Source organism: Nocardia aurantia (assembly GCF_009604425.1).
GTDB classification, from domain to species: Bacteria; Actinomycetota; Actinomycetes; order Mycobacteriales; family Mycobacteriaceae; genus Nocardia; species Nocardia aurantia.
The window spans coordinates 12,458-24,598 of sequence record NZ_WEGI01000015.1 but is presented as its reverse complement, the minus strand read 5'-3'; the positions used below and the strand labels follow the sequence as shown (position 1 = coordinate 24,598).

At 70.4% G+C, this 12,141-nt stretch carries 11 protein-coding genes; 7 read left to right on the top strand and 4 right to left on the bottom strand.

The genetic code is table 11. The features are described from left to right. Positions 1–3: 3 nt before the first annotated feature. A complete protein-coding gene (map, locus tag NRB56_RS31540; RefSeq protein WP_153348018.1) occupies positions 4–867 on the bottom strand; it encodes a type I methionyl aminopeptidase in 864 nt (287 codons plus the stop codon). Between the two features lie 95 nt (positions 868–962). Here map and NRB56_RS31535 point away from each other — a divergent pair, with 95 nt between their 5' ends. Next, positions 963–2,612, top strand: coding sequence for a thiamine pyrophosphate-binding protein (locus tag NRB56_RS31535; protein ID WP_153348017.1), 1,650 nt, complete (start codon positions 963–965; stop codon positions 2,610–2,612). Between the two features lie 4 nt (positions 2,613–2,616). On the opposite strand, the gene NRB56_RS31530 is transcribed toward NRB56_RS31535, so the two are convergent. Beyond that, entirely contained in the window at positions 2,617–4,407 is a 1,791-nt protein-coding gene (locus NRB56_RS31530; RefSeq protein WP_194291064.1) for a DUF1003 domain-containing protein, read from the bottom strand. A gap of 196 nt (positions 4,408–4,603) precedes the next feature. Continuing rightward, positions 4,604–5,491 carry an aromatic prenyltransferase gene (locus NRB56_RS31525; protein ID WP_194291063.1) on the bottom strand — a complete coding sequence of 296 codons (888 nt, stop codon included), beginning with the start codon at positions 5,489–5,491 and terminating at the stop codon, positions 4,604–4,606. Between the two features lie 217 nt (positions 5,492–5,708). On the opposite strand from NRB56_RS31525, the gene NRB56_RS31520 reads away from it, so the two are divergent. Then, positions 5,709–6,341: a DUF4232 domain-containing protein gene (locus tag NRB56_RS31520; RefSeq protein WP_153348014.1), complete on the top strand. Its 633-nt coding sequence runs from the start codon at positions 5,709–5,711 to the stop codon at positions 6,339–6,341. 115 nt (positions 6,342–6,456) lie between these two features. Next, positions 6,457–6,780, top strand: a complete 324-nt coding sequence (locus tag NRB56_RS31515; RefSeq protein WP_194291062.1) for a DUF3759 domain-containing protein — start codon at positions 6,457–6,459, stop codon at positions 6,778–6,780. Positions 6,781–6,847: 67 nt separating this feature from the next. Here the strand turns inward: NRB56_RS31515 and NRB56_RS31510 are convergent, their stop codons facing one another. Next, positions 6,848–7,333: a carboxymuconolactone decarboxylase family protein gene (locus tag NRB56_RS31510; protein WP_153348012.1), complete on the bottom strand. Its 486-nt coding sequence runs from the start codon at positions 7,331–7,333 to the stop codon at positions 6,848–6,850. A gap of 166 nt (positions 7,334–7,499) precedes the next feature. Between NRB56_RS31510 and NRB56_RS31505 the strand changes: the two genes are divergently transcribed. From NRB56_RS31505 to NRB56_RS31490, 4 genes are all read left to right on the top strand, one after another. After that, entirely contained in the window at positions 7,500–8,429 is a 930-nt protein-coding gene (locus NRB56_RS31505; protein WP_319943812.1) for an RNA polymerase sigma-70 factor, read from the top strand. 131 nt (positions 8,430–8,560) lie between these two features. Further along, the gene (locus tag NRB56_RS31500) at positions 8,561–8,773 is read left to right on the top strand and encodes an EF-hand domain-containing protein (protein WP_153348011.1); all 213 of its coding nucleotides are present in this window, start codon (positions 8,561–8,563) and stop codon (positions 8,771–8,773) included. Positions 8,774–8,877: 104 nt separating this feature from the next. Next, positions 8,878–9,888 (top strand): LLM class flavin-dependent oxidoreductase, encoded by a 1,011-nt coding sequence (locus NRB56_RS31495; RefSeq protein ID WP_153348010.1) that lies wholly within the window; start codon positions 8,878–8,880, stop codon positions 9,886–9,888. Between the two features lie 77 nt (positions 9,889–9,965). After that, positions 9,966–12,131: a LuxR C-terminal-related transcriptional regulator gene (locus NRB56_RS31490; RefSeq protein ID WP_153348009.1), complete on the top strand. Its 2,166-nt coding sequence runs from the start codon at positions 9,966–9,968 to the stop codon at positions 12,129–12,131. The last annotated feature ends 10 nt before the right edge of the window (positions 12,132–12,141 follow it).

The window sequence follows — 12,141 nt, the reverse complement described above, 5'->3', positions numbered from 1 at the left end:
GGCTCACGGCAGCGTCAGGATCTCGGCACCCTCGTCGGTGACCACCAGGGTGTGCTCGAACTGGGCGGTCCACTTGCGGTCCTTGGTGACCACGGTCCAGCCGTCGTTCCAGATCTCGTAGTCGATGCCGCCGAGGTTGATCATCGGTTCGATGGTGAAGGTCATACCCGGTTCGATGACCGACTCGACCGCCGGCTGATCGTAGTGCAGGATCACCAGCCCGCTGTGGAAGGTGGGACCGACACCGTGGCCGGTGAAGTCGCGCACCACGCCGTACCCGAACCGGTTGGCGTAGGCCTCGATGACCCGGCCGATCACGTTCAGCGCCCGGCCCGGCCGCACGGCCTTGATCGCCCGCATGGTGGCCTCGTGGGTGCGCTCCACCAGCTGCCGGGCCTCCTCGTCGACGTCACCGGCGAGGAAGGTGGCGTTGGTGTCGCCGTGCACCCCGTGGATGTAAGCGGTGACGTCGATGTTGACGATGTCCCCGTCCTCGATCACGGTCGAATCCGGGATGCCGTGGCAGATCACCTCGTTCAGCGAGGTGCAGCAGGACTTCGGAAAACCCTTGTAGCCCAAGGTCGACGGATACGCGCCGTGATCGCACATGTACTCGTGCGCGATCCGGTCCAGCTCGTCGGTGGTGACGCCCGGCGCGACCGCCTTGCCCGCCTCCTGCAACGCCTGCGCCGCGATGCGGCTCGCGATCCGCATCTTGTCGATGGTCTCCGCGGTCTGCACCCACGGCTCGTGACCCTCGTTCGCGGTCTTCTTCCACGCGTACTCGGGCCGCTCGATCGCCCGCGGCACCTCGCGGGTCGGCGAGAGGGTTCCGGGAGCGAGCGGCTTGCGGGTGCGGACAGACATGTGATCCAGAATATCCACACCCGGCCCGGCAGGATATCGGTGGACGGCGTCCCCGGCCGACCGGGTTCGACCGCCGCGACCGGGAAAGGACACTGATGTATGTACGCGACGCCATCGGGCGGACCCTCTTCGACCTGGGTGCGCGCGTCGCCTTCGGTGTCGTGGGCAGCGGGAACTTCCACTTCACGAACGCGTTCACCGCGGCGGGCGGACGGTTCGTCGCGACCCGGCACGAGGGCGGCGCGGCGAGCATGGCCGACGGGTACGCCCGGATGAGCGGCGAGGTGGCGGTGTTGTCGCTGCATCAGGGCTGCGGCTATACCAACGCGCTGACCGGCGTCGCGGAGGCGAGCAAGTCCCGCACCCCGCTGCTCGTGGTCACCGCGGAGGCCACCGCGCCGACCTCGAACTTCTTCATCGATCAGGCGGGCATCGCGCGCGGTCTGGGCGCGGAGCCGATGCGAGTGCGCTCGCCGCGCACCGCCGTCGCGGACGTCACCCGTGCGTTCCGGCTGTGCGCGCAGGGCCGCACGGTGGTGCTCAACGTGCCGATCGATGTCCAGGACGAACCGCTGCCCGAGGATCGCGAGGCCCCCCCACCCGAGCGGATCGTCGCGCTGCCACAGCCCGCCGCGGCCGACCTCGAGCGATTCGCCGATCTGCTCCGCGAGGCCCGCCGGCCGGTCTTCGTCGCCGGACGCGGCGCCCGCGCGGCGGGTGGTGAGCAGGCGATCGCCCGGCTCGCCGACCTGTCGGGTGCGCTGCTGGCGACTTCGGCGGTGTCGCGTGGCATGTTCCGCGCCCACGACTGGGACATCGACGTGTCCGGCGGCTTCTCCACCCCGCTGGCCGCCGAACTGATCACCGGCGCCGACCTCATCGTCGGCTGGGGATGCGCGCTGAACATGTGGACGATGCGGCACGGCAAGCTCATCGCACCGGAAACGAAGGTCGTGCAGGTCGACATCGATCCGCAGGCCCTGGGCCGGAACCGCCCGATCCACCTCGGTCTGTGGGGCGGGGTCACCGAGACCGCCGACGCGACCGCGCGCCTGCTCACCGCGCGCGGGGGCGCCGCGGCGCAGACCGGGACCGGATATCGCACGGCCGCGATCGCCGCCCGGATCCATACCGAAAAGCGCTGGAACGACGTACCTTTCGAGGACACGAGCACCGCGGACCGGATCGATCCGCGGGTGCTGTCGGCCGAACTCGACCGGATGCTGCCCCGCGAGCGGGTGGTGTCGGTGGACTCCGGCAACTTCATGGGCTACCCCAGCATGTACCTGGACGTGCCGGACGAGTTCGCGTTCTGCTTCACCCAGGCGTTCCAGTCGATCGGGCTGGGCCTCGCGACCGCGATCGGCGCGGCCCTCGCGCAACCGGCCCGCCTGCCCGTGGCCGCCTGCGGCGACGGCGGATTCATGATGAGCGTCGCCGAACTCGACACCGCGGTGCGCCTGGGACTCCCGCTACTGGTCGTGATCTACGACGACGCCATGTACGGCGCCGAGGTACACCACTTCACCGGCGGCGAGGATCTCGCCATCGTCACCTTCCCGGAGACCGATATCGCCTCGGTCGCAAGGGGTTTCGGCTGTGACGCACTGACCGTCCGTTCCCGCGCCGACCTGGCCGGACTGCGGCCCTGGCTCGACGTCACCCCACGCCGCCCGATGGTGATCGACGCCAAGGTCGTCCGCGATACCGGATCATGGTGGCTGGCAGAGGCTTTCGGGCACTGAGCGGTCACCGGTCCGCGGTGGCGGGCTCCAGGCCGACCGCGCGGCGGACGGCGGTGAGGGCGAGGGTTTCGCCGCCGGGGTCGTGGTGGACGTCGGAGCCGAAGAGGGTGCCGTCGGTGCCGGCGACCGCGACGGTTTCGGCGATCTCGATCAGCAGGGCGCGGAACTGCGGGAGTTCGTCCGGGGCGGCGCCGGCGACTATCGCGGTCGCGGAGCGGATCACCTCCAGTGCCGGGCCCTCGTAGTCGGCGTAGCGGGTGTCGGCGCGCAGGGTGGTGTCGAAGACGGAGGTGGCGGTCAGTTCGCGCAGGAAGCGGCTGGGGTGGGTGAGGCTGACCTGCCGCACGATCGTGATCAGGGCGGTGATCTCCGCGTAGTCCGCGCCGTCCTCGCCGAGGGCGACCACGATGCCGGCGGCCATCAGGGCGCGATGCAGCGTCGACCACTGCTCGGCAGTGAAATCGGCCTCGGTGAGACCGTCGTAGTCGCGGCGCACCACCTGGAAACCGGCGCGCGCCAACATCTCCGGGATCAGGCGGGCGGCCTGCAGGTATCGGATCCGGGCCGGGTCGGGCAGATCGTCCCAGGGCAGCGGGTGGGCGTCGTCCCGGTCACGGCGGCCGGGTGAGTACCGGGCCCGCTGCATGGTCTTGTCGGCCATGCGGCGTTCGTATTCGAGCCGGGCCAGCACCTTGACCTCGTCGTCGCCGAGCTGGGCATCGGGGGCGGTGTCGGCGGCCGGCATCATCACGCAGCCGACCACGGTCAGGTTCTCGCCGAGCCGGCGCGCCTGCACGCGATAGGAGCGCTTGCGCTCCTCGGGCAGGTCGTCCCAGCCGCGCAGCGTGCCCGCCCCGGCCGGGACCCGGCCGGTGGTCATCGTGGCGTGCGCGCGGGCCTGATGGTCGACCCGTTCCTCGGTGGCATGCACCGCGCGCGCCAGCTGCTCGGTGACCTGGGTGGTCATGTAGCCGGTCACGCTGTCGAGGACGCGGTCCTGCGCGGTGAGCCGCGCCTGCATGCGGCGGCATTCGTAGAGGACCGCCTCGGCGTCGAGATAGGTCTGCTCGGCGCGGCGGTCCCCGGTCCGGTTCAGCACATCCTGGCCGACCATGATCACGATCATGAAGACCAGCTGCGCCAGCGTGGAGAGGAAGGTCATGAACGCGAACGGGTAGGGATCGAAATGCTGAATTCCGAGTTGCGCCAGCAACATCCACACGATCTGGGTGACGGCCGCCAGATAGAACCCCCAGACGCTGCCCAGCCGCTGGGTCAGCCAGGCCGCGATCCGGTCGTTGAGGCCGATCGCCTGATCGCGGGCCTGCGGCGGCGGTTGCACCCGGTGCCGCTCGATCCACGGGTGCGGGCTCGACTCCAGCAGGCTCACTCCCCGGCTGAGCATCCGATCGTGCCGGTCCAGATGTTCCTGCAGCCGCGCCACCTCGGCGAAGACCGACTCGGTGTTCTCGTAGGTCTGCACGGCGCGCCGGTCGGCCGCCACGCTGAGTACCCGCTGCCCGACCAGGATGACCAGGCACAGCACCAACTGGACGATGTTGTTCAGGAACAACAGGAACGGGAACGGATAGGGATCCACCGCGTGCAGCGGTCCCCAGACCGCCAGTACCGTCCAGCCCACGAAGATCGTCAGCGCCAGGTACAGCGCCGGCATCGAGCCCACCCGTTGGGTCAATGTCGCGGCGATCGCGTCGTTCATCCCGATCCGCTCGGCCACCACCGGAGCCGGCTCCTGCCGCTCCACATCCTCATCGCACACACTGTTCAATTCCACTGTCTTCCTTGCACACCGATCACGAACGCCGCAGCGCACCCGGGCTCCGGCGAATCCCGGCCCCGCTCCTGGGCAAGGGGTTCCCGGACGGGCGGTCCGCAATCGTCCCCGGGGCGGGACATCCGCGGACCGGCGGGCGCACCTGCGCATCCGGCGACCGCGTGCCATCCGGTGGACGCACGGGATCCGGCGGCGCTCAGCGGATCTGCGGCGCCGTCCCGCCCGGGAACGCGGCTCCCAGGGTGGAGGTGTACTCGGTCTGGATCTTGTAGTAGCGGTCCGCCGGCCCGTAGGCGGCGTAGACGGTGTGCCGGCGTTCCGGGGCGGCGACCGGGCCGGTCGCGAACGCGGCGAGCACCGGATCCAGGTCGCCGGGCAACGTCCCGGCCTCGACCCGCCGGGGGAAGCAGACCCGGACCGTGTGCGCGGCATCCCACGAGAAGGTCCGGTAGACGTTGAATGTGCCTGCGAACAGGGCGAGTTCGGCCTCGGTGGCGGGGACCAGCCCGAGATCGGCCAGCATCGTCGTGATGTCGGCGGCGGTGATCACCTCCGGCGTGAGAACCTGCGAATACAGATTCATCGTCCGCGCCGGGAAGTCGAGCGCGACGATGCCGACCTGTCCCCCGTACCGTTCCAGATGATCGGCGTGTCCCCGCGCCGCATCCGGAATGCCCGGCAGCGCCAGCGCTTCGGCGACCGGCAGGGTCCGGCCGAGCACGAACCACACCTTCTGCACACCCCGGCCCAGCGCCAGATCGACAGCGCCCGCCACCGGCATGCCGAGGATCGCGTCGAGCAGCGATTCCATCGGATGGCCCACGTACTCCAGGAATTCCGCCGCGCGGAGCCGTTCGATCAGTTCCGGCGCCGGGCCGGGATACTGCACCCGCGCGTTGACCTCCCGATCCGGCACGGCGTGCGTGGTGGTGCGAACGCCGACAACGGAATTCGTCCACGCGTCGGCGAGGGTCTCCAGCACCGGATCCACGACCGCCGCGTCGTAGGGCGCCTCGCACAGCCCGGCGTAGGTGCGCAGATCGGCGCGCAGCCGGTCGAGTGTCGTCACGGCAGAGCCACTCACGGTGATCACCTCTGTTCCACCGGCGGCGCCGGTCCGGCGACCGCAGCGCGCCGGCTCCCCTGTCCGCCGATTCCTCGGCCCCAGCCTAGAGACTCGGGGCCGGGCAGACCGCGGATCGGCCGACACCGATCGTCCGATGGAACTCGAACCCGGCGTCGACATTGCGTAGGCTGGCGCTCGGTGGTGCGAATCCGTCCGCGTACGAGAGGAATTCGCGATGCTCGGTGGTCGACTCGCCACAGCGGCGTATCTGCTGACCGCGTCCGCGCTGGCGGCCGCCGGTTGTTCGGACCCGAACGGATCCGGTGACGGCGCCGCTTCCCCGGATGCCGCGGCACTGTCGGCGCCGAGCGAAACCGCCGACTCCGGGCACCGTTGCCAGGCGGCCGAGCTCCGGATCACCGTCGCGGGCCACGACGATCCGGGCGGCGGCCAGGTCCACCAGACGATCGATCTCACCAACACCCGGCGGCAGCCGTGCACCATGACCGGCTTCCCGGGTGTGGACCTGCTCGGCGCCGCCACCGACCTGGACATCGCCCCGGACGGCACCGTCACCGTCGGCGCCGTGGACCCGAATCGGCAATGGTCGCTGACCCGTCAGTCGGCCGACCACGGAACCGTCACGCTCGCACCGGATGCCACCGCGCATTTCGTTCTCACCTATCTGCCGGGCGATCCGGGCGCGGACCCGGCATCCATGGCGCGCGGCCTGTCGGTGCACCACCTGCTCGTCACTCCGCCCGACGACACCGAACACGCGACGATCGCGTGGACCGTCACGGTGGCGTTGCAGGACGAGGCGACCCATCCGGGTACCTACGTCGGGCCGATCCTGCCCGGCGCCTGACCTGCCGGAACAGCACGGCAGCAACAGTTTTCGTTCATCCGGCGATCTCGGCCGATACGCGACTACAGTGATGAATCGCGTTGTCCGGTACGCGGGCACGGGAAGGTTTGCTGTTATGAGTCTGTTCGGTCTCTTCGATCACAGTGGCGCACGTGACGCCCACAGCCAGGTGTACGCGGGAGAACCGCACGAGGCCAGTTGGACGCACGAATTGATCGCCGGAGCCGCCGGTTTCGAGGCGATGCGGGCCTTCGAGAAACACGAGGAGCGCGAGGGCAAGCCGGTGCACCACGCGCTGGTCAAGGAACTGCTCGCGGGCTTCGCGGCGGCCGAGGTGGACAAGCTGTTCGAGAGCAAGGGCCTGGACTGGCTGGACCGCGAACGCGCGAAAGAGCATGCGCGGGAACAGGCGTACTCGCTGTACGACCAGCAGCACTGACAGCCCGGGGTACCGCGGCAGGCGGGCGGGCGCCCGCCTGCCGCGTCCGGCGCCGTTCCGGCGACGCTCAGTTCGCCACGGCGTCGAAGGCGCCCGCCTGATACGACCCGCCCTTGGTCCTGGTGATCACCAGCAAGCGGTTGGCGGCGTTGATCATCGCGACGAGATAGACCAGCGCGGCGATCTGATCGTCGTCGAAATGCTTGCGCACCAGCGCCCACGTCTCGTCGGAGACGCCGTGCGCGGCGTCGGCCATGCGGGTGCCCTCCTCGGCCAGCGCCAGCGCGGCCTGCTCGGCCTCGGTGAATACCGTCGATTCCCGCCAGGCGGCAACCAGATTCACCCGCACGGCCGGTTCACCGGCGGCGGCGAGTTCCTTGGCGTGGGCGTCGACGCAGTAGCCGCAGCCGTTGATCTGGCTGGCGCGCAACTCGACGAGTTCCACCAGGGATTTCGGCAGTGACGATTGCAGGATCGCCACACTGGTGTTGGCGAAGCGCTGACCGATCTTCGCGCCGAGTTCGTTGGCGTTCAGGTCGAAACGGGGTTCCATGATGTGTTCCTCACTCGCGGTTCTGAATCGGATGACCACAGGACGACGGCCGCCCGGCTGCCGTAACACGCCCGAATCGTGATGTGGATCACGGCGATTCCGTGTTATGAATCCCGGGGCGGAACCGTCTCGTGCACGGATCGCCGCCGAGAGAAAGCAGGCCCCCGTGGCACAGACCGGGCACATCCCCGCCGGAGTCGGCGGGAACCGCGACACCCGACCGGATCTCGCGACCGAGCTCTTCGTGGCGCACCGCAATCTGCTGTTCACCGCCGCCTACGAGATGCTCGGCTCGGCCGCCGACGCCGAGGACGTGCTGCAGGAAACCTGGCTGCGCTGGACCCGCGTCGACCTCGGCACCGTGCAGGAACACCGCGCGTATCTGGTCCGGATCACCACGCGCTGCGCGCTGGACCGCCTGCGCACCCTCACCCGCCGCAAGGAGTCCTACGTCGGCCCCTGGCTGCCCGAACCGCTGCTCACCGCACCCGACGTCGCCGCCGATGTCGAACTCGCCGAACATGTCTCGATGGCGATGCTGCTGGTACTGGAAACCCTCGCGCCGATCGAGCGGGCCGTGTTCGTCCTGCGCGAGGTCTTCGACCTGGACTACGAGGAGATCGCCGAAACCGTCGGCCGGACCCCGGCCGCGGTCCGCCAGCTCGCCTACCGCGCACGATCCCATATCGCCGCCCGCCGTCCGCGCGGCACCGTCTCCCCCGCCGACGCCCGCGGCGCCCTGTCGGCGTTCCAGCGGGCGGTGGACACCGGCGACCTGTCCGGACTGCTCGACATCCTCGCGCCCGACGTCGTCTTCCTCGGCGACGGTGGCGGCGTCGCGCAGGCCGCCCTCGTCCCCGTCGTCGGCGCCGAGGCGGTCGCCGCCCTGCTGGCCGCCGCGCTCGGCAACCTCGCCACCCGCTCGCTGGAGCCGGCGCACGTCAACGGTCATCCCGCGCTCATCCTGCGCCTCGACGGCCGGATCGACACCGTCCTCGCGCTGCGCCTCGACGACGGACTCGTCACCGGCCTCTACTCGGTGCGCAACCCCGACAAGTTCTCCCACCTGCACCGGGAGACGACGCTGCGCCGGTGAAGCGACCGAACCTTCTGCGCCGCTGCCGAATTGCCGGACCCCGCGACGCCGGGACGGGCGCGCGACGGCGACCGGATCGCTAGGGTGAACTCGGTCGTCTCGACCGAGATCATCCGAGTGAGGAGAGATTCGTGGGCAACCTCGAAGAACAGTTCAGCGCGGCCGACCGGGACGGCGACGGCCGCATCGACATCAAGGAGTTCACGGCCTGGAAGGGCGCCACCCTGGGCCGCGCGCTGACCGCCGGCGACCTGGACACGGTCTTCGCGGACTTCGTCGGCGCCGACACCGACGAGGACGGCACGCTTTCCTACGACGAGTTCCGGGCGATCGCGGGCGACTGACACCGGCTCGACCGGGCTCCGTCGCGCGCGGTGGAACAAATTCGGACCGCGGTCCGTTTTGAGGGACGATACGAGCTGGTTCACGATCGGATCGAGGCGACCACATGGAACTGGGACTGACCACCTTCGCCGAACGGCATGCCGTCAGCGACCGGCCCGCGCCGAACGCGGGCGAGCGGTTGCGGGAGGTGGTGGCCGAGGCGGTGGCCGCGGAACAGGCGGGGCTGGACGTCTACGGGGTCGGCGAGCATCATCGGGAGGATTTCGCCGTGTCGGCGCCCGCGGTGGTGCTGGCGGCGATCGCCGGGCGCACCGAGCGCATCCAGCTGACCAGTGCGGTCAGTGTGCTCAGCTCCGATGATCCGGTCCGGTTGTATCAGCAGTTCGCCACGTTGGATCTGCTGTCGAGCGGGCGCGCGGAGCTCATGGCCGGGCGGGGGTCGTTCGTCGAGAGTTTCCCGCTGTTCGGATTCGATCTCGGTGACTACGACGCCCTGTTCGAGGAGAAGCTGGCGCTGCTGTTGCGGTTGCGCGCGGACGAGCCCGTGACCTGGTCGGGGCAGTTCCGGGCGCCGTTGCAGGACGCCGTGGTGTATCCGCGGACCGACCGGCCGCTGCCGATCTGGATCGCCGTCGGCGGCAGTCCGGAATCGGTGGCGCGGGCGGGGCTGCTGGGGCTGCCGCTGGCGATCGCGATCATCGGCGGGCAGCCGGCCCGGTTCCGGCCGCTGGTGGATCTGTATCACCGCGCCCTCGAGCAGGGCGGGCACGAGCCGCGGCCGATCGCGGTGCACGCGCACGGGTACGTCGCCGACACCGAGGAGCAGGCGGTGGCCGACTTCTACGCGCCGTACGCGGCGGCGATGAGCGGGCTGGGCCGGGAACGCGGCTGGGCGCCGATGACACCCGCCCAGTTCGACGCGATGCGCGGGCCCGACGGTTCGCTGTTCGTCGGCGATCCCGATCGGGTCGCGGAGAAGATCGCGGATGTCCGGGACACCCTCGGGCTGGACCGGTTCATGCTGCATCCCAGCGTCGGCACGCTGCCGCACGAGAAGGTCTTGCGCACAATCGATCTGCTCGGTGGCAAGGTGGCGCCGCTCGTCCGGTTCTAGACTTTGCGGCTGATGGGCACCTCACCGGCAACGACGCCGACCGGTTCTTCCGGACGTCAGAGGAGGGCGTCGAAGCCATGGGGCGGTACCGAATTCCGGCGTTGATCGCGCGAGACGAGCAGGTGGCGGAGGTTCGGCGGCTGCTCGCCGATCGGCGGATCCGGCTGCTGACGGTGACCGGGATCGCCGGGGTGGGCAAGAGCAAGCTCGTGGACGCGGCGCTCGACGGGGCCGCCGAGCGCGTGGTCGCGGTGGATCTGGCCGAAGTGGCGGAGCCGCAACGAGTCCGGGCGGTGGTCGCGGACCGGCTGGGCGGTGCCGGCTCGACACCGGCTCACCCCGGCGCCGAACCCACGATCCTGTTCCTGGACAACTGCGATCCGGTCGCCCGGCAGCTCGCGGACGAATTACCGGAACTGCTGGCCCGCTGCCCGAATCTGACGGTCGTGACGACGAGCCGCCGCGCGCTCGGGCTCTATCAGGAATGCCTGTTCCAGGTCCGGCCGCTCGCGATCGCGGCCGGGCCCGGTGACCGGACGCCCAGCCCGGCCGCCCACCTGCTCCGCGAGAGCATCGAAACCCTGTTCCGCAGTGCGACTTCCACACTGACGCCGGCGATCACCGAGGAGATCGCGGCCGAACTGGACGGCGTGCCACTGGCTCTGGAACTGGCCGCGGTCGCGGTCACGCGGATCGGCGCGGAACGGACGCTGGCGCGGATCAGGTCCGGGCAGCCGCTTCCACCGCCGCCGTTCGTCGACATCCCGTCACGGCACAGCACTGTCGCGGACTGCATACAGTGGGGCATCACCGATCTCGACGCGCTGGCCACGGATCTGCTGCTGCACATCGCCGCCTCCGATGTCCTCACCGATCTGGAGGAGGTGCTGCTACTGCTCAGCGGTGAGCGACGGGACGCGATCGTCGAGCGACTGGCCGAGCTGGTCAACCGCAGCCTGCTCGAGCACGCGGTCGCCGAGAACGGGCACTTCACCTATCGGATGCCCGGCCTGGTCCGCGCCTACTGCCGGCAGTTGCTGTACGCGGACGCGGCTCGCGCGCAACGGATCCGGGACACCCGCGCGACCGGCGTCGGGAACCTCGCCACCGAGATCGCGGCACTGCTCGACCGGCCCGGCGGGCGGGCCGCCGCACTGCGTCTCACCGACCGCTGGTACCCGGATCTCGTCACCACCGTCGAACATCTCCTCGCCCGTGGGGAACTCGAATCCGCGGTCGGGCTGATCCGCACCCTCGAGGCCGTCTGGATCGAGCGCCGGATGCTGCCCCACACCGAGTCCGTCCTCACCGGTCTGCTGACCGCCGCGGACCCGCAGGTGGCGGCACAGTGCCGGAACCTGCTGGGCGACTGGGCGTTGCGGTCCGGCCGATTTCCGGAGGCGGTCGAACTGCTCTCCCCGGCAGGCGATCCCGGCGCGGCGCGGCGGCTCGCCCTGGCGTATCACGAAGCGGGACAACCGGAGCGGGCGCGCGGGCTGCTCGACACGATCCGGCCGGACGATGCGGCCGCGCCGCGGGAGCGCGAACTCGCCGCGGTGCTCGAATCCCTGATCCTGCTCGATGATTCGCACAGCGACGACGACCGCCGGGCGCTGCGCGACCGGATCGCGGCGCTGCCGGACCGCCGTGACCGGCTCGGCCTGCTGACCGCCCTGGGCCGGACCCTGTTGCGCGCCGGTACGCCGCATCGCGCGCTCGAGGTGTTCCGGCAGGTGCTGCGCACACCGGAACCGGCGGCCGATCCGATGGCGGCGGTGGCGGCGCTGGACGGCTGCGCACGGGCCTACCGCCTGGCGGGACCGGCGTATTCCGTACCCGCCCATCGTCTTTCGGCGGCCACGCACTGGATCCGGATCGACTACGCGCTGCCCGCCCCCACCGGGCGCACCGCGATGCCGGGATCGGCGGCGGGCGCGGGCGATACGGCCGTCACCGCCGTCGGCCCGGTACTCGACCTCGACGCGGCGATCGCCTACGGGCTGACCGCTCCGCCGCTGCCGGCGGCCGCGCTCGACTCCCCGGTGTCGCGCCTGACCAAGCGGCAATTGGAGGTCGCGCGCCTGGTGGCGGAGGGGATGACGAACCGGATGATCGCCAGCCGCTTGGGTATCGCCGAATGGACGGTCGTCAACCACCTGCGCCAGGTGATGACGAAACTGGACTGCCCGTCGCGCCTGCACGTCGCGCTGGTGATCACGCAGGACGCCGAGCAGACGGCCTGAACCGCACTCG